Source organism: Massilia sp. GER05 (genome assembly GCF_052056005.1).
GTDB lineage: Bacteria > Pseudomonadota > Gammaproteobacteria > Burkholderiales > Burkholderiaceae_D > Telluria > Telluria orientalis.
The window spans coordinates 2362423-2384303 of record NZ_CP178858.1 but is presented as its reverse complement, the minus strand read 5'-3'; the positions used below and the strand labels follow the sequence as shown (position 1 = coordinate 2384303).

18 protein-coding genes are annotated in these 21881 nt (G+C 63.2%); 17 read left to right on the top strand and 1 reads right to left on the bottom strand.

Features of this window, described 5'->3' with window-relative positions:
- Position 1: 1 nt before the first annotated feature.
- Positions 2-1018 (bottom strand): adenosine deaminase, encoded by a 1017-nt coding sequence (locus tag ACL58G_RS10670; RefSeq protein WP_440966752.1) that lies wholly within the window; start codon positions 1016-1018, stop codon positions 2-4.
- Positions 1019-1760: 742 nt separating this feature from the next.
- Here ACL58G_RS10670 and ACL58G_RS10665 point away from each other — a divergent pair.
- The 17 genes from ACL58G_RS10665 to ACL58G_RS10585 all read left to right on the top strand — a co-directional run bounded on the left by ACL58G_RS10665 (position 1761) and on the right by ACL58G_RS10585 (position 21881).
- The gene (locus tag ACL58G_RS10665; protein WP_036233941.1) at positions 1761-3683 is read left to right on the top strand and encodes a PrkA family serine protein kinase; all 1923 of its coding nucleotides are present in this window, start codon (positions 1761-1763) and stop codon (positions 3681-3683) included.
- Positions 3684-3951: 268 nt separating this feature from the next.
- A complete protein-coding gene (locus tag ACL58G_RS10660) occupies positions 3952-5223 on the top strand; it encodes a YeaH/YhbH family protein (protein ID WP_413338370.1) in 1272 nt (423 codons plus the stop codon).
- A gap of 11 nt (positions 5224-5234) precedes the next feature.
- A complete protein-coding gene (locus ACL58G_RS10655) occupies positions 5235-6761 on the top strand; it encodes a SpoVR family protein (protein ID WP_025511494.1) in 1527 nt (508 codons plus the stop codon).
- A 569-nt stretch (positions 6762-7330) separates the two neighbouring features.
- Positions 7331-7993 (top strand): energy transducer TonB, encoded by a 663-nt coding sequence (locus ACL58G_RS10650; RefSeq protein WP_413383171.1) that lies wholly within the window; start codon positions 7331-7333, stop codon positions 7991-7993.
- A gap of 84 nt (positions 7994-8077) precedes the next feature.
- A complete protein-coding gene (locus ACL58G_RS10645) occupies positions 8078-9010 on the top strand; it encodes a MotA/TolQ/ExbB proton channel family protein (RefSeq protein ID WP_200948780.1) in 933 nt (310 codons plus the stop codon).
- A gap of 3 nt (positions 9011-9013) precedes the next feature.
- Complete coding sequence (locus tag ACL58G_RS10640; protein WP_371767846.1) at positions 9014-9442, top strand: ExbD/TolR family protein; 429 nt, start codon at positions 9014-9016, stop codon at positions 9440-9442.
- A gap of 81 nt (positions 9443-9523) precedes the next feature.
- Complete coding sequence (locus ACL58G_RS10635) at positions 9524-9955, top strand: ExbD/TolR family protein (protein ID WP_200948779.1); 432 nt, start codon at positions 9524-9526, stop codon at positions 9953-9955.
- Between the two features lie 69 nt (positions 9956-10024).
- Positions 10025-11257: a tetratricopeptide repeat protein gene (locus ACL58G_RS10630; protein WP_440966749.1), complete on the top strand. Its 1233-nt coding sequence runs from the start codon at positions 10025-10027 to the stop codon at positions 11255-11257.
- A gap of 164 nt (positions 11258-11421) precedes the next feature.
- Positions 11422-12393: a bifunctional riboflavin kinase/FAD synthetase gene (locus tag ACL58G_RS10625; RefSeq protein ID WP_440966747.1), complete on the top strand. Its 972-nt coding sequence runs from the start codon at positions 11422-11424 to the stop codon at positions 12391-12393.
- 93 nt (positions 12394-12486) lie between these two features.
- Positions 12487-15375 (top strand): isoleucine--tRNA ligase, encoded by a 2889-nt coding sequence (gene ileS / locus ACL58G_RS10620; protein WP_440966745.1) that lies wholly within the window; start codon positions 12487-12489, stop codon positions 15373-15375.
- Positions 15376-15428: 53 nt separating this feature from the next.
- Positions 15429-15950: a signal peptidase II gene (gene lspA / locus ACL58G_RS10615; RefSeq protein ID WP_413338381.1), complete on the top strand. Its 522-nt coding sequence runs from the start codon at positions 15429-15431 to the stop codon at positions 15948-15950.
- Between the two features lie 19 nt (positions 15951-15969).
- Positions 15970-17190: a bifunctional phosphopantothenoylcysteine decarboxylase/phosphopantothenate--cysteine ligase CoaBC gene (gene coaBC / locus ACL58G_RS10610; RefSeq protein WP_413385960.1), complete on the top strand. Its 1221-nt coding sequence runs from the start codon at positions 15970-15972 to the stop codon at positions 17188-17190.
- 25 nt (positions 17191-17215) lie between these two features.
- Entirely contained in the window at positions 17216-17665 is a 450-nt protein-coding gene (gene dut, locus ACL58G_RS10605; protein ID WP_258848851.1) for a dUTP diphosphatase, read from the top strand.
- A 14-nt stretch (positions 17666-17679) separates the two neighbouring features.
- Positions 17680-18777, top strand: coding sequence for a M48 family metalloprotease (locus tag ACL58G_RS10600; RefSeq protein ID WP_413383162.1), 1098 nt, complete (start codon positions 17680-17682; stop codon positions 18775-18777).
- Positions 18778-19041: 264 nt separating this feature from the next.
- Positions 19042-19950 carry a DMT family transporter gene (locus tag ACL58G_RS10595; protein WP_440966742.1) on the top strand — a complete coding sequence of 303 codons (909 nt, stop codon included), beginning with the start codon at positions 19042-19044 and terminating at the stop codon, positions 19948-19950.
- The gene (locus ACL58G_RS10590) at positions 19947-20825 is read left to right on the top strand and encodes a DNA-3-methyladenine glycosylase family protein (RefSeq protein ID WP_440966740.1); all 879 of its coding nucleotides are present in this window, start codon (positions 19947-19949) and stop codon (positions 20823-20825) included. Before ACL58G_RS10595 ends, ACL58G_RS10590 begins: the two co-directional genes overlap by 4 nt.
- A gap of 78 nt (positions 20826-20903) precedes the next feature.
- Entirely contained in the window at positions 20904-21881 is a 978-nt protein-coding gene (locus ACL58G_RS10585; protein ID WP_440966738.1) for a hypothetical protein, read from the top strand.

Here is a 21881-nt window from a genome sequence, read left to right as displayed (position 1 = left end):
GTTACGCGGCCTGTGCGGTGTCGAAGAAGGCGTCCACTTCGGCCAGGTACGCGCGCTTGCGCTCGGGCTCGAGGAAGGCGGCGGCGAAGCTGTTCTTCGCCAGTTGGCGCGCGTGATTCACGTCGAGCGGCAGTGCGTCGAACGCGGCCAGGTAATTGGCGTTGATATAGCCGCCGAAATAGGCCGGGTCGTCGGAATTCACGGTGGCGGCGAGGCCTTCGTCGAGCAGGCGGCGCAGGTTGCTGTCGCCCATCACGTCGAACACGCGCAGCTTGATGTTCGACAGCGGACACACGGTCAGCGCCATCTGTTCGCGCACCAGGCGCGCCGTCAGGTCGGCATCCTCGAGGCAGCGCACACCGTGGTCGATGCGCTCCACGTTGAGCACGTCGAGCGCACTCTCGATGTACGCCGGCGGCCCCTCCTCGCCCGCGTGCGCGACGAGGTGCAGGCCGAGGTTGCGGGCGCGCTCGAACACGCGCGCGAATTTTTCCGGCGGGTGGCCCACCTCGGACGAGTCGAGGCCCACGCCGATGATCTTGTCGCGGAACGGCAGCGCTTCTTCCAGCGTGGCAATGGCTTCTTCCTCGGACAGGTGGCGCAGGAAGCACATGATCAGGGTGGCGCTGATCGGCCCGTCCTGGCAGGCACGCCAGATGCCGTCGACGACGGTCTGGAACGGCACGCCGCGCGCCGTGTGGGTCTGCGGGTCGAAGAAGATCTCCGCATGGCGGACGTTGTCCGCGGCGGCACGGCGCAAGTAGGCCATCGTCATGTCATAAAAGTCCTGCTCGGTCAGCAGAACACTTGCGCCTGCGTAATATATATCCAGGAACGACTGTAGATCGGTGAAAGCGTACGCTTGACGCAACGCTTCGACCGATGCATACGGAAGAGACACACCATTTCTTTGCGCGAGCTCAAAAATCAGCTCGGGCTCGAGCGAGCCTTCGATGTGGATGTGCAATTCTGCTTTCGGCATCGCCTGCAACATATGGCGCAGCTGTTCGTTCAGCATGGGATCTCCGCGTTGAATCGGTGGAATGGAATCAGGCAGCCAGTGTAGCGCATCGATGCAAGCCTCTCATTTCACTGAAGAATTCCTGATATGTCCATACACGATACGCGTGCGCCACTGCTTAGCAAGATGGTGCACTATTTACTTAACGATTAATAAACATGATCGTGGCTGACGGGATCAAAAGTCTTGGTTGGAAACCATGTCCGAAATACCAAAAAAGGTGTAAAGGCGTGGTTCGCAATGATCTTAAAAAAGGTTATTTCCTTATTCGTTACAAGGACTTGGAAAGGCCGGATACACGTGCACGACACTGTTTTGACTTCGAGAACTAATAGGCAGATAATAAATTTCATAAGCGTAAGAAGACGCTCTCAGCGGGCGCTAACAAACCGGCGAGGGGCCTCGCCACCCGCCAGGATCCACAACGGCGGGTACCACGAGGCCCCGGTCAAAACCGGATGAGAACAAGAACATCGCCCTTCGTTTTGTGTCAGATCTTCTGACCTCCAAATCCAGACGGCGACCCCAACAAGAACGCTTTGGGGGATCTCGAAAACCGTCGCGAGCGGCAGCAGTTTTGTTCGAGAAGCGCAGCTGTACGCTGGTACAGCGAGCATCGCAGGACAAAAATGCACCGCGCAGCAGGTTTTCGACGTCCCACCTGCCAAGACCGGGCTTGGGCGGCAATCTCAGTCAGCCGCCAGACGTGATCAGTGTTAGCACATTAGAGGACATTCACATGACCATTTTTGATAACTACGCAGCCCGCTATGAGCGTACCCGGGAAGAGGAATACTCCCTGTCTGAGTACCTTCAGCTTTGCAAAAAAGATCCCCTGACTTACGCCAGCGCTCCCGAGCGCATGCTGGCCGCAATCGGCGAACCCACCCTGGTCGACACCCGCCTCGACCCGCGCCTGTCGCGCATCTTCGCCAACAAGGTCATCAAGGTATATCCCGCATTCCGCGAGTTCTACGGCATGGAGGAAGTGATCGAACAGGTCGTTTCCTATTTCCGCCATGCGGCCCAGGGCCTGGAAGAGCGCAAGCAGATTCTTTATCTGCTGGGGCCGGTCGGTGGCGGTAAATCGTCGATCGCGGAAAAACTCAAGCACCTGATGGAACAGGTGCCGTTCTACGCGCTGAAAGGCTCGCCGGTGAACGAATCGCCGCTCGGCCTGTTCAACGAGGACGAGGACGGCGCCATCCTCGAAGAGGACTACGGCATCCCGCGCCGCTTCCTGCGTGCGGTGCCGAGCCCGTGGGCAGTCAAGCGGCTGCATGAATACGGCGGCGACATCAGCAAGTTCCGCGTTGTCAAACGCTATCCGTCCATCCTGAAGCAGATCGCGATCTCGAAGACGGAACCGGGCGACGAAAACAACCAGGACATTTCCTCGCTGGTCGGCAAGGTCGACATCCGCAAGCTCGAAGACTATGCCCAGGACGATCCGGACGCCTACAGCTACTCGGGCGGCCTGTGCCTGGCGAACCAGGGCCTGATGGAATTCGTCGAGATGTTCAAGGCGCCCATCAAGGTCCTGCACCCGCTGCTGACGGCCACGCAGGAAGGCAACTACAAGGGCACCGAGGGCTTCGGCGCGATCCCGTTCGAAGGCATCATCCTGGCGCACTCGAACGAATCCGAGTGGAAAACCTTCCGCAACAACCGCAACAACGAGGCATTCCTCGACCGTATCTATATCGTCAAGGTGCCGTACTGCCTGCGCGTGTCGGACGAGGTCAAGATCTACGACAAGCTGCTGCGCAATTCCTCGCTCGACAAGGCCCCCTGCGCCCCGGGCACGCTGCGCATGATGGCCCAGTTCGCGATCCTGTCGCGCCTGAAGGACCCGGAAAACTCGAGCATCTATTCGAAGATGCTGGTGTACGACGGCGAGAACCTGAAGGACACCGATCCGAAGGCCAAGTCGCTGCACGAATATGTCGACTACGCCGGCGTGGACGAAGGCATGAACGGCCTGTCGACCCGCTTCGCGTTCAAGATCCTGTCCAAGGTCTTCAACTTCGACAACACCGAAGTGGCGGCGAACCCGGTGCACCTGCTGTACGTGCTGGAGCAGCAGATCGAACGGGAACAGTTCCCGGGCGAGACCGAGCAGCGCTACATGTCCTATATCAAGGAACACCTGGCGAACCGCTACGTCGACTTCATCGGCAAGGAGATCCAGACGGCCTACCTGGAAAGCTATTCCGAGTACGGCCAGAACATCTTCGACCGCTACGTCACGTTTGCCGACTTCTGGATCCAGGACCAGGAATTCCGCGATCCGGACACGGGCGAAAGCTTCGACCGCGAAACGTTGAACGCCGAGCTCGAGAAGATCGAGAAACCGGCCGGCATTTCGAACCCGAAGGATTTCCGCAACGAAATCGTCAACTTCGCGCTGCGCGCGCGGGCGACGAACGGCGGCAAGAATCCTGCGTGGACCAGCTATGAGAAGTTCCGCACCGTGATCGAGAAGAAAATGTTCTCGAATACCGAGGAACTGCTCCCGGTGATTTCGTTCAACGCGAAAGCCAGCGCGGAAGATGCGACCAAGCATGCCGACTTCGTGGCCCGTATGGTCGAAAAAGGCTATACGCCCAAGCAGGTCCGCCTCCTGTGCGAGTGGTACCTTCGTGTAAGGAAGTCTTCGTAAAGCATGGGGGGCTCGATAAACCTACTGCGCGTCGCCTGGGCGGCCTGCGATGCTCCGCTTCGGCGGACCGACCGTACCGAAGGTACGGCTGCGCTTCTCGGCCACCCATGCTTCCGCTCGCTACGGTTTCTCGAGCCCCGTGAAGCTAACGGTATGCACACTTGCGGCCCACCAAATCCGTAACACCCAACACGTTACGGCGCGGCGAGTTAAGATAAGGGACCGGGAAGAAATCCGGCCCGCCGCGACTTTCAGCAGGAGGCCTGTTTTGACTTACCTCATCGACCGACGCTTGCAGGGCAAGAACAAGTCTGCGGTCAACCGCGAACGCTTCTTGCGCCGCTATAAGGCGCAAATCAAGGATGCGGTGGGCCGGGCGATCAAGGGTCGCTCGATCACCGACGTAGAGAATGGCGAGAAGGTCTCGATTCCCGTCAAGGACGTGAGCGAGCCGCATTTCGGACACGCCCATGGCGGCGTGTGGGAGACCGTCAACCCCGGCAACACGGAATACCAGAAAGGCGACACGATCAACCGCCCCCGCGGCGGTGGCGGCGGCGCCGGACGCGGCCGTGCGGGCAACAGCGAGCAGACGACCGAAGACGATTTCATCTTCGAGCTGTCCCGCGAAGAATTCATGAATTACTTCTTCGAAGACCTCGAGCTGCCGAACATGGTCAAGACGCAGTTGACCCAGGTCGTCGAATACAAGAACCAGCGCGCCGGCTACAACATCTCCGGCACGCCGTCGAATATCCACGTGCTGCGCTCCCTGCGCGGCGCGCTCGGCCGGCGCATCGCGGTGGGCGGTCCGTCCCGCAAGCAGTTGACGGCGCTCGAGCACCAGTTGCGCGACCTGCGCGAACAGGGTGCGGAGGACGACGATCCGCAGGTGATCGAACTGAAGCACAAGATCCATCACCTGCACACGCGCTTGCTGGCGATCCCGTTCATCGACCCGATCGACCTGCGCTACAGCAACCGCATCAAGATCCCGAAACCGTCCACGGCAGCCGTCATGTTCTGCATCATGGACGTGTCCGGATCGATGGATGAAAGCCGCAAGGACACCGCCAAGCGCTTCTTCATCCTGCTGTACCTGTTCCTCAAGCGGGTCTACGAACACATCGACGTCGTCTTCATCCGCCACCACACGGCGGCGGCCGAGGTCGACGAAAACGAGTTCTTCCACTCGCGCGAATCGGGCGGCACGGTCGTGTCGTCGGCGCTGCACCTGCTGAACAAGGTCATCACGGAACGCTACAGCAACGGCGACTGGAACAGCTACGTGGCCCAGGCCTCGGACGGCGACAACTGGGACAACGACTCCGTGCTGTGCAAGCAGATCCTGACCAACGCGATCATGCCCATGGTCCAGTACTACACGTATGTCGAGATCACCGACGGCCCGCCCCAGAACCTGTGGGAGCAGTACGCCGAGGTGGCGGCCGATCACCAGAACTTCGCCATGCAGAAGATCGTGACGCCGGCGGACATCTATCCGGTGTTTCGCGAATTGTTCAAGAAGCAGCCCAAGTAGCGAGGCCCGCTATGCCAAGAGATCCCAACAACCCGCGCGCCCTGCCCGAGCAGTCGGAATGGACGTTCGACCTGATCGAACAGGCGCACGAGGAAATCCGCCGGGTGGCCAGGAAGTTCGGCCTGGACACCTATCCCAATCAGCTCGAGATCATCACGGCCGAACAGATGATGGACGCGTACACGTCCGTCGGCATGCCCGTCTCGTACAACCACTGGTCGTTCGGCAAGCATTTCCTGACGACGGAAAAGAGTTATAAACGGGGCCAGATGGGCCTCGCCTACGAAATCGTCATCAACTCGAATCCCTGCATCGCCTATCTGATGGAGGAAAACAGCCTGACGATGCAGGCGCTCGTGATCGCGCACGCGGCGTATGGCCACAATTCCTTCTTTAAAGGCAATTACCTGTTCCGGACCTGGACCGATGCCGACGCCATCGTCGACTACATGGTCTTTGCGAAGAACTATATTGCCGAGTGCGAACAGCGGCACGGCATCGACGCCGTCGAGGAATTGCTCGATTCCTGCCACGCGATCCAGAACTATGGCGTGGACCGGTACAAACGGCCGGCCAAGCTGTCGGTCGCACAGGAAGCGGCGCGCCAGAAAGAGCGCGAGGAATACATGCAGTCGCAGGTCAACGAGCTGTGGCGCACCTTGCCGCGGCGCGAGGAACAGATCAAGGATCAGCCGCCGCCCCGCTTCCCGCCCGAGCCCGAGGAAAACCTCCTCTACTTTATCGAGAAGTACGCCCCGCTGCTCGAACCGTGGCAGCGCGAGCTCGTGCGGATCACGCGCAAGATCTCGCAGTATTTCTACCCGCAGCGCCAGACCCAGGTCATGAACGAAGGCTGGGCGACCTTCTGGCACTACACGATCCTGCAGGAGCTCTATAAAGAAGGGATCGTCGGCGACGGGTTCATGCTGGAATTCCTGCAGAGCCATACGAACGTCGTTTACCAGCCGCCGGCCACGAGCCCCTATTACAATGGCATTAATCCGTATGCCCTCGGGTTTGCGATGATGACGGACATCAAGCGCATCTGCGAAGAGCCGACGGACGAGGACAAGGCCTGGTTCCCGGACATCGCGGGCAGCGACTGGCTCAAGACGCTCGACTTTGCGATGCGCAATTTCAAGGACGAGAGCTTCATCGCCCAGTACCTGTCGCCCAAGCTGATCCGGGAATTCCACTTCTTCGCCGTGCTGGACGACGACCGCAGCGACAAGCTGACGATTTCGGCCATCCACGACGAGGCCGGATACCGCTACGTCCGCCAGCAGCTTGCCGATCAGTACAATATCGGCAACCGCGAGCCGAACATCCAGGTCTGGCAAGTCAACACGCGGGACGACCGTGCGCTGACGCTGCGTCACACCCAGTTCCAGCGCCGCCCCCTGAACCAGCAGGCGCATGAGGTCCTGAAGCACGTCGCACGGCTGTGGGGCTTCGATGTGCGCCTCGAGACCGTTGACCCATCCGGGCGTGTCGTGAGCAGCCTGGAGTGCCGTCGCGAGAAGCGCGCGCGTTACTGACCTTCCGGCCCGCGCTACTCGGCGCGGGCATTTTTTCTTCCATCCTGTTGACATCATCTTCCCCTTGTGATGTAGTTCAACTAACATCTGACGTGGCGAATGAGCCATATCAAGTGCCTGTATCGACATAAGGACTTGTTATGACTGGCCCCTTTTATCCGGGGTCAAAACCGCTTCAACAGTACGCCCTCGCGCTTGGAACTTCGATATAGTTGGCAGAAACGCCATGATAATTTCTTATGATATTTGCTGAGCTGCAAAATAGGCATGGAAAATTCGGCGTTTCGAGGGCAGCAGCCTTATCTTCCACACATTATGAAAGGGGTCCGCTCAACATTGCAAAACAACTAACTTCCACCTCCATCGGCATACCCGCGCCCCTTCTTTATTGATCACTTTCTTTGCCTGTTTTTACAGACAAATAGGCTCTCTTTGAGGGCGTAAAAATGTATGTGCAAAAAAGAATTCGTAGGTATAATTCGCCGATGTCCCGGATGCGGCTCTTAGCTTTTTGTCGTGTTTTGTGGGTTTAGTAGCAACAAAAAAAGGTTGGTATTGGAGAAAGCAGGATGAATTTTTCGCATGAGAAGAACCCCGGGAAGAATTTGACTGGTATCGCCGTTGTCATCGTCTTGCACCTGGTCGTTGCTTACGGGATCGTTACTGGTCTCGGCAAACGCATGGTCAGCAAGATGGCCGAGGCAGTGGAGACCAAGATCATTGAAGACGTAAAACCGCCGCCACCTCCGGAGACGCCGCCCCCGCCGCCGCCGCCGGAAATGAAAGCGCCGCCTCCGCCGTTCATCCCGCCGGTGGAAGTGCAAGTGCAAACCCCACCGCCGCAGCAAAATGTGATCGCTAACACGACGCAGGCGAAACCGGCGACGACCGAAATCGTGAAGGCACCGCCGGCGCCTCCGACACCGGCACCGGTAGCCAAGCCGGCCGGTCCGGCCCGCACCCCGGCAGTCGCAGACTTCAATACGTGCTCGAAGCCGGAATATCCGAAGTCGTCGCTGCGTAACGAAGAAACGGGTGTGTCGACCATCTCGTTCCTGATTGGTTCGGACGGTGGTGTGAAGGATTCCAAGGTCACGAAGTCCAGCGGCTTCCGCGACCTGGATAAGGCTGCTCAGGTGGCACTGGGCAAGTGCCGGTTCAAGCCGGCAACTGAGAACGGCCAGGCCATCGAGTCCTGGCAGCCGGTTCAGTACGTCTGGACGCTGGAATAACCAGAGACAGCGTATCGTCTCAAAAGCATGATTTTCGTTGTTATTAGTTCAGCGAACTGTTCATTTTAAATTTTTGGAGGAAGCATGTTTAAGAATACCCGTTTGTCCGCTACCGTAGCGGCTCTCCTGTTCTCGGTCACTGCGGCATCGGCACTGGTGTCCGCTCCGGCCTTCGCCGACGCTCCGGCCTCGGCAGCAGCGAGCGCACCGGCAGCGGCACCGGCGGCTGACGCAGCAGCACCGGCAGCCGACGCTGCCGCTTCGGCACCGGCAGCGGCTCCGGCAGCTGGCGGCGAAGCCAAGAAAGAAGAAGTCGAGAACCCGTTCGGTATCCAGGCTGTGTGGGAAGGCGGCGTCGTCTCGCGTATGACCCTGATCATCCTGGCCATCATGTCGATGGGTTCCTGGTACATCATCGTCACCAAGCTGCTGGACCAGATGAAGATCTTCAAGCAGTCGAAGGAAACCAACCAGAAATTCTGGAAAGCACCGTCGATCGCTGCCGGCTCGGCTCAACTGACCGAAGGCTCGCCGTTCCGCTTCATCGCTGAAACCGGCACCAAGGCAACCCAGCACCACGACGGCGCCCTGCTCGAGCAGATCGACCTGTCGACCTGGGTGACCATGCAGATCCAGCGCGCCGTGGACAAAGTCCAGTCGCGTCTGCAGGATGGCCTGTCGTTCCTGGCAACCGTCGGCTCGACCTCGCCGTTCATCGGTCTGTTCGGTACCGTCTGGGGTATCTACAACGCACTGACCAACATCGGTATGACCGGTAACGCGTCGATCGACAAAGTGGCAGGTCCGGTGGGTGAAGCACTGATCATGACCGCATTCGGTCTGTTCGTTGCAGTTCCGGCCGTTCTGGGCTACAACTGGCTGGTCCGTCGTAACAAGACCGCAATGGAAGACGTCCGTTCGTTCAGCGCAGACGTGCACTCGGTCCTGATCTCGGGCGCAATGCACACCTCCGAAGCTGCACGTGCTCAAGGCGCCGCTGCTAAAAAGGTTGGCTAAACCATGGGCATGAGTGTTGGCTCCGATAGCGGAGATGAAGATGCAGTGATGTCAGAGATCAACACCACGCCCCTCGTGGACGTGATGCTGGTTCTCCTGATCATCTTCCTGATCACCAGCCCGGTTGTCCTCCACCTGCAGAAGATTAACCTGCCGATCGAGACCAACCAGGTTGTCAAAACCACGCCGGAAGACGTGAACATCGTCGTCAACAAAGATGGCGAGATGTACTGGAACCAGAAGCACCTGGCCAACACCGACGAACTGTTCGATTTCCTGGCCAAGGAATCGGTGAAAGTGCCCCAGCCGGAAGTGAAGATTCGTGGCGACCAGCAAACGCGCTACGAATTCATCGGCAAGGTGTTGTACACGGCCCAGCGTGCCGGGATTCAGAAGGTCGGTTTCATCACCGAACCGCCTGATAAGGGCTGATCCACCAGGACGCAACCCGCCAGCGTGATAGCGGTTTCGACCGCTGTCACGCTGGTTTCCCAAGATTTGAAAGGAAACACCATGGGTATGAACGTTGGTTCGTCCGGAGCTAAAGGAGCAGATCCGGAACCGATGATGGAAATGAACATGACGCCGCTGATCGACGTCATGCTGGTGCTGATCATCATGATGATCATCACCATTCCAAAGCAAAACCATTCGGTTAACTTGAACATGCCGGTTGGCAATCCGCCGCCGCCGACCAAGGAACCGGTAGTGATCACGATCGACGTGGACTTCGACGGTACCGTCCTCTGGGACAACCAGCCCGTCCCGGATCGTGCCACCCTGGAAGCGAAGCTCGCCAATGTGGCAGCCCAAGCTGATCAGCCGGAAGTGCACCTGCGTCCGAACAAGCTGGTCGAGTACAAGGTTGTCGCCGGCGTGATGGCATCGGCCCAGCGTCTTGGTGTCACCAAGATCGGTATGGTCGGTAACGAACAGTTCCAGTAATCGCTTTGGCTATAATGAACACGGCAGGGTTTCCCTGCCGTGTCTATTTTGAATGAGAGAATTTCGATAATGGCTAAATTCCGCCTCGCACACTTCGGCCTCGTAGTGGCCGCCCTCGGATTCACCGCCGCCGCTCCGGTGGTCGGCCTGGCCCCGGTCTACGCCGCGGAGGTCCTCCGTCCCGAAATCGGCAAGCCGCTGCAGGAAGCCCAACAACTCATGAAGTCGGGCAAGAACAAGGAAGCCCTGGCAAAGCTGCGCGACCTCGACAAGGTCGGAGGCAAGTCGGCCAACGAGACGTACCTGATCGAACGCACCCGTGCCGGTGCCGCTTCGGCCGCCGGCGATTACGACACGGCCGCCAAGTCCTTCGAATACCTGATCGGTTCCGGCAAGCTGAGTGCGACCGAAAAAGCCCAGTTCTCGGAAGGCCTGATCGGCATCTACATGCGCGCGGGCGACCTGGGCAAGGCCAACGCCGCCATCGAACGCCAGCTGAAGGAGCGCGACGATCCGAAGCTGCGCGCCTACCTGATGCAGAACTATTACAAGCAGGGCAACATCCAGGCACTGGAGAATGAACTGCGCACGGCCGAGAAGAACGGCCGCCTGAGCGAAGACCAGCTGGGCATGCTGGCCAACATCCAGCTCAAGAAGAATGACAAGGCCGGCTACGTCAACACCATCGAGAAACTGGCCGCCAACTATCCGAAGGCCCAGTACTGGACCGACCTGCTGAACCGCGTGCAGAGCAAGCCGGGCTTCTCGGGCCGCCTCTCCGTCGACATCTACCGCCTGAAGCTGGCCAACGGCCTGCTGAAGAAGCCGAGCGAATACATGGAAATGGCCCAACTCGTGCTGCAGGCCGGCGCGCCGGCTGAAGCCCTGAAGGTCATCGACAAGGGCTACAAGGCAGGCGCACTGGGCACCGGCCCGGACGCCGCGCGTCACCAGCGCCTGAAGGACCTGGCCGAAAAGAGCCTGGCCGACCAGAACAAGAACCTGGCCGCGACCGAAGCGCAGCTGGTCAAGGACGCCGACAACGACGGCCTCGCATCGCTGGGTTACGCACTGGTCCAATCCGGCCAGGCCGACAAGGGCCTGAAGATGCTGGAAGCAGCGTCGAAAGCCAAGGACCTGAAGCATCCGGAAGACGTCAAGCTGCACCTGGGCGAAGCGTATGCCGTCGCCGGCAAGAAGCAGCAAGCCATCAACACGCTCAAGACCGTCCGCGGTACCGATGGCACGGCGGAAGTGGCCCGTTACTTCATCATGGCGATCAACAAGCCGATCTCCGGCTGATCGCCCTGCCCCGGGCTGAACAAAAAGCGCAGTCTGCGTCACGCAGGCTGCGCTTTTTTTATTCGGGGCAACGCTACCTCATCCGCCGCGGCAAAGGCGTTGCGCTGTGCAACATGCCCTTTGCCGTATAATCTGGTATTTCGCCTAGAAGCACGAACCATCCAATGAAGGTATTTCGCGGACTTCCCAACGACAGGGCACGCGCGCCCTGCGCGCTCACGATCGGCAACTTCGACGGTGTCCACCGCGGGCACCAGGCGCTGCTGGCCCACGTGACCGCGAGCGCCCGCAAGCTCGGGCTGGAAGCCGCCGTGATGACGTTCGAACCTCATCCCCGCGAATATTTTGCGCAGCGCAGCGGCGACCTGTCGAAGGCGCCGGCCCGCATCGCCAACCTGCGCGACAAGCTGGAATCGCTGGAACACGCCGGCGTCGACCGCGTCATCGTCGAACACTTCAACGAGCACTTCGCCTCGATGTCGCCGGACGAATTCACGCGGCGCGTGCTGGTCGACGGCCTGCACGTGAAATGGCTGATGGTCGGCGACGACTTTTGCTACGGCGCCCGCCGCGCCGGCAACGTCGCCCTGCTGGCCGAAGCCGGCCAGCGCTACGGCTTCGAAGTGCACAGCCTGCCGGCCGTGCTGCACGACTCCACCCGGATCTCGTCCTCGGCCGTGCGCGCCGCGCTCGCGGCCGCCGATTTCGACGCCACGCGCGCCCTGCTGGGCCACCCGTATTCGATGTCCGGCCACGTGATCCACGGCCAGAAACTGGGCCGCACGCTGGGCTTCCCCACGCTGAACCTGCGGGTCGCCCACCGCCCCGCCCTGGCCGGCATCTTCGTCGTGCAGGTGCACGGCCTGGCCGACCAGCCGCTGCCGGCCGTCGCCAGCCTCGGCGTGCGTCCGACCGTCGAGGACGCTGGCCGGATGCTGCTGGAAGTCCATGTCTTCGACTGGAACCAGCCCTGTTACGGCAAGCTCGTGCGCGTGGAATTCCTCACCAAGCTGCGCGACGAAGAAAAATACGTCGACCTTCCCACACTGACGGCCGCCATCGAGCGCGACGCCCAGCAGGCACGCGCCTGGTTCGCCCGGCGCGCCGGCGCTCTCACGGCCACCGACCGAATTTGACCGGGACTTTTGCAGTCCCGACGACGCCAAGGACGGCGTAACAGCGTGCCGTCCCGTCATCACGAATAACAGCAGTCCACTTTAGAAATCACCATGTCCGATACCAAGCAAGGCCAGAAAGGCCAACAAGGCAACAAGAAGCCGGAAAGCAAATACCCGGTCAACATGACCGACACCCCCTTCCCGATGCGCGGCGACCTCGCCAAGCGCGAGCCGGGCTGGGTCAAGCAATGGCAGGACAAGAAGATCTACGAACGCGTCCGCAAGGCGGCCGCCGGCCGTCCCCGATTCGTCCTGCACGACGGTCCGCCGTACGCGAATGGCGACATCCACCTGGGCCACTCGGTCAACAAGATCCTCAAGGACATGGTCGTCAAATCGCGCACCATCGCCGGCTTCGACGCGCCGTACGTGCCGGGCTGGGACTGCCACGGCATGCCGATCGAGATCCAGATCGAAAAGCAGTTCGGCAAGAACCTGCCGACGGCCGAGGTGCTGCAAAAGGCCCGTGCCTACGCGCTCGAGCAGGTCGACCGCCAGCGCGCCGGCTTCATCCGCCTGGGCGTGCTGGGCGAGTGGGACAATCCGTACCTGACGATGAACTTCAGTAACGAGGCGGACGAGCTGCGCGCCCTCGGCACGATGCTCGACAAGGGTTACGTCTACCGCGGCCTGAAGCCCGTGAACTGGTGCTTCGACTGCGGCTCGGCACTGGCCGAGGCGGAAGTGGAATACCAGGACAAGCGAGACCCCGCGATCGACGTCGGCTTCCCGTTCGCGGAACCGGACAAGGTCGCGCAGGCGTTCGGCCTGGACGCGCTGCCCGCGGGCGACGGCTTCATCGTGATCTGGACGACGACCCCGTGGACGATCCCGTCGAACCAGGCGCTGAACGTGCATCCGGAAGTGACGTACGCGCTCGTGAAAGCCGATCGCAACGGCCAACCGATCCTGCTGATCGTGGCGAAAGACCTGGCCGAAAGCGTCCTGCAGCGCTACAAGCTGGAAGGCGGGATCGTCGCCACGACGACCGGCGACAAGCTGGGCGGCCTCCGCTTCAAGCACCCGCTGCACGCGGCCGATCCGTTCTACGACCGCACGTCGCCCGTCTACCTGGCCGAGTACGTGACGACCGACAGCGGCACCGGCGTCGTCCACTCCGCGCCGGCCTATGGCCTGGAAGACTTCCAGTCCTGCAAGGCGCACGGCATGAAGGACGACGAGATCCTGAAGCCCGTGATGGGCGACGGCCGCTTCGCCAGCACGCTGCCGCTGTTCGGCGGCATGACGATCTGGGAAGCATCGAAGCCGATCTGCAACGCCCTGTCCGAAGCCGGCGCCCTGTTCGAGCTGAAGATGTTCGACCACAGCTACATGCACTGCTGGCGCCACAAGACGCCGATCGTCTACCGCGCGACGAGCCAGTGGTTCGCCGGCATGGACGTCAAGCCGAAGGACGGCGGCCCGACCTTGCGCGAATCCGCGCTGGCCGGCATCGCCGAGACGCAGTTCTTCCCCGACTGGGGCCAGGCGCGCCTGCAGGGCATGATCGCCAACCGTCCGGACTGGACCCTGTCGCGCCAGCGCCAGTGGGGCGTCCCGATGGCCTTCTTCCTGCACAAGGAAACCGGCGACCTGCACCCGCGCACGCCGGAGCTGCTGGAGCAGGTGGCCAGGCTGATCGAACAGGGCGGCATCGACGCCTGGCACAAGCTCGACCCGCGCGACCTGCTGGGCGATGAAGCCGCGATGTACGAAAAGAACCGCGACACGCTGGACGTGTGGTTCGACTCGGGCACGACGCACCAGACCGTGCTGCGCGGCTCGCACGCGGCGCAGTCGCACTTCCCGGCCGACCTGTACCTGGAAGGCTCGGACCAGCACCGCGGCTGGTTCCACTCGTCGCTGCTGACGTCGTCGATGCTGAATGGCCGTCCGCCGTACAAGGCGCTGCTCACGCACGGCTTCACCGTGGACGAACATGGCCGCAAGATGTCGAAATCGCTCGGCAACGTGCTGTCGCCGCAAAAGATCAGCGACACGCTGGGCGCCGACATCCTGCGCCTGTGGGTCGCGTCGACCGACTATACGGGCGAACTGGCGCTGTCCGAAGAGATCCTGAAGCGCGTGACGGAGGCATATCGCCGCATCCGCAACACGCTGCGCTTCCTGCTCGCGAACACGTCGGACTTCGATCCGGTCAAGAACGCCGTGCCGGCGACCGAGCTGCTCGAGATCGACCGCTACGCGTTGGCCGAGACCGCGCGCCTGCAGGATGACGTGGCCAAGCACTTCGAACGCTACGAATTCCACCCGGTCGTCGCGCGCCTGCAGAACTTCTGCTCGGAAGACCTGGGCGGCTTCTACCTCGACATCCTGAAGGACCGCCTGTACACGACGGGCGTGAACTCGCACGCGCGCCGCTCGGCGCAGACCGCGCTGTGGCACATCGCGCATTCTCTGCTGCGCATCATGGCGCCGATCCTGTCGTTCACCGCGGAGGAAGCGTGGGCCGTGTTCGCGGGCGAGCAGGCCTACAAGGACAGCGACGAGACCATCTTCACGCAGACCTTGTGGACCTTCCCGGCGATCGCGGACGGCACCGCGCTGCTGGACAAGTACGCGCTGCTGCGCGCCGTCCGTGCCGACGTCACCAAGCAGCTGGAAGAAGTGCGCGCATCCGGCGCGATCGGCTCGTCGCTGCAGGCGGAACTGGCGCTCAGGGCGGCCGGCGACAAGTACGCGACGCTGGCCAGCCTGGACGACGACCTGAAGTTCGTGTTCATCACGTCGCAGGCGACCGTCGAACAGGTCGCCGACGCCGCGGAGGAAGCCGTCACCGTGACGCCGTCCGCGGCCGCCAAGTGCGAGCGCTGCTGGCACTACCGCCGCGACGTGGGCCATGACCACGCGCATCCGGGCCTGTGCGGCCGCTGCACGAGCAACCTGTTCGGCAGCGGGGAACAGCGCCGCTTCGCCTGACGTACCAGCGCCCCGGGCCGCGTGCCCGGGGTTTGACCTTTACGACCATCGACATGGCCAGCAAAAAAAAACCAACATTCTCCGCCGTCTCGTCGCGCTCGGGCGGCAGCCTGACGCCGTGGCTCGGCATCGCCTTCATCGTCATCCTGCTCGACCAGATCAGCAAGATCACCATCACGCGCACCTTCATGCACGGCGAAGAGAAGTCCATCACGAGCTTCTTCAACCTGGTCCTCGCGTATAACAAGGGGGCCGCATTCAGCTTCCTGTCCGACCAGGGCGGCTGGCAGCGCTACCTGTTCGCCGGCATCGCCATCGCGGCCGTCGGCTTCATCATCTACCTGCTGCGCAAGCACGCGGGCCAGCGCATGTTCTGCTGGGCCCTCGCGCTGATCATGGGCGGCGCCCTCGGCAACCTCGTCGACCGCGTCGCCTACGGCCACGTGATCGACTTCCTCGACTTCTACTGGCGCGGCGTCGGCCACTTCCCGGCTTTTAATATCGCGGACACCGCGATCACGATCGGCGCCTTCCTGTTCATCATCGATGAGCTGCGCCGCGTGAACAAACACTGAGCACGGAGGAACCATGAGCATGGACCTGAAGGGCAAGAAGATCGTCCTCGGCCTGTCCGGCGGCGTGGCCTGCTACAAGGCCGCGGAACTGTGCCGCGCCCTCACCAAACAGGGTGCGCACGTGCAGGTCGTGATGACCGAAGCGGCCACCCATTTCATCGGCACCGTGACGATGCAGGCGCTGTCCGGCCGCGGCGTGTTCACGGACCAGTGGGATGGCCGCATCCCCAACAACATGGCGCACATCGACCTCACGCGCGATGCCGACGCCATCCTCGTCGCGCCCTGCTCGGCCGACTTCCTGTTCAAGCTCGCGCACGGCGCCACCGACGACCTGCTGTCGACCCTGTGCCTCGCGCGCCCGCACCACGTGCCGCTGCTCGTCGCACCGGCGATGAACGTCGAGATGTGGGAAAAGGCGCCCACGCAGCGCAACGTCGCGCAGCTGCGCGACGACGGCGTCCGCATCCTGGGCCCGGCCGCCGGCTCGCAGGCCTGCGGCGAGACGGGCATGGGCCGCATGCTCGAACCGGACGAACTGCTCGAGGAACTCGTCGCGTCGTTCCAGCCGAAGCTCCTGGCGGGAAAACGCGTGCTGATCACGGCCGGTCCGACGTATGAAGCGATCGACCCCGTGCGCGGCATCACGAACCTCTCATCCGGGAAGATGGGCTATGCGATCGCGCGCGCCGCGCGCGAGGCCGGCGCGGACGTCACGCTCGTCTCCGGACCGACGTCGCTGCCCACCCCGCATGGCGTGCGCCGCATCGACGTGCAGAGCGCGCGCCAGATGCTGGACGCCGTCATGGCCGCCGTCTCCGGCCAGCACATCTTCGTGGGCGTGGCGGCCGTCGCCGACTGGCGCGTGGACAATGCCAGCGCCCAGAAGATCAAGAAGGACGGCAGCGGCGACGCCCCGCAACTTCACTTCGCGCAGAACCCGGACATCCTCGCGACCGTCGCCGCGACCACGTCGCTGAACGGCTGGCCGTATTGCGTCGGCTTCGCGGCCGAATCGGAAAACCTGATCGAATACGGCGCGGTGAAACGCGAGAAAAAAGGCATTCCTCTGCTCGTGGGCAATATCGGCCCGCAGACGTTCGGGCAGGATGAGAATGCGATCGTGCTGTTCGACGAAAGCGGCCACACGGTGCTCCCGCGCGCGACCAAGCTGGAACTGGCGCGTCAGCTCGTTTCCGAAATTGCCAAGCGTCTGGAACAACGTTCGCTGCTGGCCTGATTCACCCGTACCACACAAGCACTCCATGAAGAATATCGACCTGAAAATCCTCGACCCGCGCATGAAGGACTTCCTGCCGGCCTATGCCACCGCCGGCAGCGCCGGCCTCGACCTGCGCGCCTGCATCGAGGCGCCCATGACCATCGCCCCCGGCGAGACGGTGCTGGTGCCGACCGGCCTCGCCATCCACATCGGCGATCCGGGCTATGCGGCGATGATCCTGCCCCGTAGTGGACTCGGCCATAAGAACGGCATTGTTCTGGGGAATCTGGTAGGCTTGATCGACTCCGATTACCAGGGCCAGCTGATGGTCTCGACCTGGAATCGCGGCCAGGCCACGTTCACCCTGCAGCCGATGGACCGCCTGGCGCAGCTGATCGTGGTGCCTGTCATGCAGGTGGGCTTCAACGTCGTGGAGGATTTCGCAACGAGCGACCGGGGCGCAGGAGGATTCGGCTCCACCGGCAAACAATAAACTATGAGGAGCACATGACCGGACATCTTCGTCAGCGCCCCGCGGGTTTCAGGACGACCGCGCTGGGCATCACCGCAGCCCTGCTGCTGTCGGCCTGCGCCACGCAGGCACCGCGTCAACCGTCGGCCACGCCGCGCGTCACCGAACGCCCCGTCGAAGCCCCGGCCCTGAGCCCGCAGATGGCCGCCGCCGCGGACACCCTGACGAAGATGGCGGCCCTGCAGGAGCGCCTGTACAAGGTCGCGGCGCCGCTACTGATCCAGAATGCCGAATTGTGCAAGGGCCAGGCGCGCAACCTCCTCGGCTTCACGGCGAAGAACCGCTGGTCCTATCCAGGCGAATACAACGAAGCCGCGCACGTCGCCTTCGGCATGGACGAACGCCTGCAGGTGACCGACGTGCTGGCCGGCAGCGGCGCCGCGCGCGCCGGCCTGCAGGAGGGCGACGTGCTGCTCGCCGCCGCCGGCAAGCCGCTGCCGGCCGGAGAGCATGCGCTGTCCCAGGCGGGCGCGCTGTTCGGCAAGATCCTCGCATCGCAGGCGAGCCTGCCGATGACGATCGAGCGCCGCCGCAGCGAGCGCCAGCTGACCATTCCCGTCACGCGCGCCTGCGCCTTCGCGATCGAACTGGGCAACGCGGACAACGTCAACGCGTACGGCGACGGCAGCCGCGTACTCGTCACGCGCGGCATGATCAACTTCACGCACGACGACGACGAACTGGCCTTCGTGCTGGCCAAGACGATGGCCCACAACATGCTGGGCCACCCGTCCTCGCAACGCAACAGCGCGACGATCGGCAGCATCATCGACAACCTGAAGAGCATCACGCCCGACACGTCGATGCTGATCGGCAGCGGCGGCATCAAGGCCATGCCGGCCGACGCGGACGCCGCCGCGGACCGCCTCGGCATCTACCTGGCCGCGCGCGCCGGCTACGACGTCAAGGACGCGCCCGCGTTCTGGAACCGCCTGGCCGAGAGCTATCCGCCCAGCGTGTTGAACGGCTACAGCGCCAATCATCCGGCGCTGCCGCAGCGCCTGTCCGCGGTGGAGAAAGCGATCGCCGAGGTCAAGGCCAGGCGGGCGGCGAAGAAGCCGCTGGTGCCGTGAGCGCCAACGGCTAAGCGTTATCAACAAGGACCGCGTTTGCGGTCCTTTTCATATCCGCGTGGGCTCGGGGAGCCCACCCTACCTGTAACGCCAACGTAGGGTGGGCACCACGTGCCCACGCGTTCAACCGGCCGCAAATCAGCCGGCCGCCAGCAACACCTCCACGCTTTTTGTATCATTACCAATTCCCCTGCCCCGTCGCGCAATTCAAGCGCAAGAAACGGGAAGGCCGGGGAAGCCCCTGCGTCTATCCTCCCGGGAACCATGAACACTGCCAACCTGCTGCGCCTCATCGTGCTTGCCTCCATCTGGGGCGGCTCCTTCCTCTTCATGCGCATCAGCGCGCCGACGCTCGGCCCCGCGGTGCTCATCGAATTCCGCGTGCTGTTCGCGGCGCTGTTCCTCGCCATCGTCGGCGTCGTGCTCAAGAAGCGCCTCGACATGCGCGCGCACTGGAAGCATTACTTCATCCTCGGCTTCTTCAACTCCGCGTTCCCGTTCCTGCTGTTCGCGTTCGCGGCGCGCACCTTGCCGGCGTCCGTGCTGGCCGTGCTGAACGCCACCGCGCCGATGTGGGGCGCGATGCTCGGCGCCGTGTGGGGACGCCAGGCGATCCGCGCACGCACGGCGCTGGGCCTCGTGCTGGGCACCGTCGGCGTCGCTCTGCTCGTCGGCTTCGACCACGCGACGAGCCGCCCCGGCGCCGGCCTCGCCGTCGCCGCCGCGCTGGTGGCCGCGTTGAGCTACAGCGTCGCGAGCCTGTATGCGCGCACGGCGCAAAGCGTGGAGCCGTTCGCCAACGCGCACGGCACGATGTGGACGTCCGCGCTGATGGTGCTGCCCGCCCTGCCCCTGTTCCCGCCGGCCGGCGCGCCGACCGTCGGCATCGTCGGCGCCGTGATCGCACTGGGCGTGCTGTGCAGCGGCATCGCGTACATCCTGTATTTCAAATTGATCGAGGAAGTCGGCACGACGTCGGCCCTGACGGTCACGTTCCTGAGCCCCGTCTTCGGCATCCTGTGGGGCGCGCTGTTCCTCGGCGAGGCGATCGGCTGGTACACGATCGTGGGCTCGGCCATCACGCTGGTCGGCACCGCGTTCGTCACGGGTTTCGTCCCCCGCTTCGGCCGCGATGCGCCCGTGCCGGTCCCCACCAAAATGAGCGGCAAATGAGCCGCCACACGATCGCGCTGCCGGCCGGCTATCGCCACGCGGACGCGTACGCGTTCCACGGCCGCGATGCCGATGCGCTGGCCGAAGTCGTCGACGCAAACGCAGGACGTATCCGCAAAGGCGTGCTGCTGGACGGCGTGCCGACGCTGCTCGACATCGCGCTGCACGCGGACCGTGCCGAGTGCGTCGTCGACAGCGACGGCGCCACCTCGGAGGCTGCGGTCCAGGACGCCCTCGTGAACATGCTGGGCCTGCGCATCGACCCCGCGCCGTTCGAACAGGCCGTGCGCGCCGATCCGCTGCTCGGCCCCGTCGTCGCGCGCCAGCCTGGCCTGCGCGTGATCCAGTCGGCCACCGTGTTCGAAGCGCTGACGTGGGCCATCATCGGCCAGCAGATCAACCTGCCGTTCGCCATTTCCCTGCGCCGCACGTTCATCGGTCTGGCGGGACGCGCGCATTCGAGCGGCCTCTGGTGTTATCCGGAAGCGGCCGACGTGGCCCGTCTCGACATCGAACAACTGACCAGCCGTAAATTTTCCGGCGCGAAGGCGGAGACCTTGTTGCGCTTCGCCCGTCTCGTGGCCGACGGCACGCTGCCGCTGGACCGCACCGACGACCCGGCCGGCGTGAGCGAGCGCCTGCTCGCGGTCAAGGGCATCGGCCCGTGGACCGTCAACTATGCGCTGCTGCGCGGCTGGGGCTACGCCGACTGTTCGCTGCACGGCGACGTGGCCGTGCGCAACGCCATCGGCCGGCTGACGGGTGGCGAGCGGCCCGGCATGCGCGAGGCCGAAGAATTTCTCGAAGCCTACCGCCCGCACCGCACGATGGCCGCGGCCTACCTCTGGGCCAGCCTGAGCCAGTCCGCCGGCTGACGCCGCCTTGTGCCGCCACAAGGCGCGGCCCCTCCGCTTGTCCAGACTGCTCGTAGCCTGAAACAAGCGGAGCGCATCATGAAAGCACGGACATGCATGGCGGCGGTGCTGCTGGTCCACGCCGCCCTGGCCCACGCCGGCACGCTGGATCCCGACGACCGCGGCGCCTATCTGTCGCTGGCATTCGGCAACGGCCGCATCTACGGCGGCAACGCGACCGGCGACCAGTGGATGCGCGGACGCACGTTCGAAGTCCGCGCCGGACGCGAGCAGGGTGCCATGCGCATCGACTTCGTCCATTACAACGAAGGCCATCCGGACAACAATCACCGCGACGGGTTCGCGCTGCAATGGCTGGCCGCCCACCGCTTGTCGCGCGCGTGGACGGGCGAGCTGGGCGCGGGACCGTATCTCAGCATGAACACGACCGAGATCGCCGGCCGCCAGATCGACGATGCCCGTCTCGGCGTGCTCCTCAGCGCCGGCCTGCGCCTCGCCGTGCCCGGACCGCCCGGCACCCATCTGCGCCTCGGCTACAACCATGTGGCCATGCGCCATGTGCACCGGTCGAACGCGCTCGTGCTCGGCGTGGGACGGCAGTTCGGCCCGGCCGAGCCGGCGCCCGACGTGGTGCCGGACGGGCATATATGGATCGGCGGCACGTTCGGCACGTCGATCACGAACATGTCCGGTACCCATGGCGCGCACGCGGGCGTGATCGAGGCCAGGCAGTATGCGGACCGCTGGGGCGTCGGCACCAAATTCCTGTTCGAAGGCGACGACGGCGCGCGGGTCGACCGGCGCGGCGCCGCGGCGCAGCTGTGGTACGAGCAGCCCGTGACGCCGCGGTTTTCGATGAGCGCCGGCCTCGGCCCCTATTTCGCCGCGAACCGGCGCGACGGCAATCGCACGGCCACCAATCTCCTGATCAGCTTCCAGGCCGAGCGCGCGCTGTCCGCGCGCACGCGCGCCATTGTCAACTTCAACCGCATCAAGACGTTCCGCAAGACGAACGACCGCGACCTGTTCCAGGTCGGCCTGCTGCGGCGGTTCTAG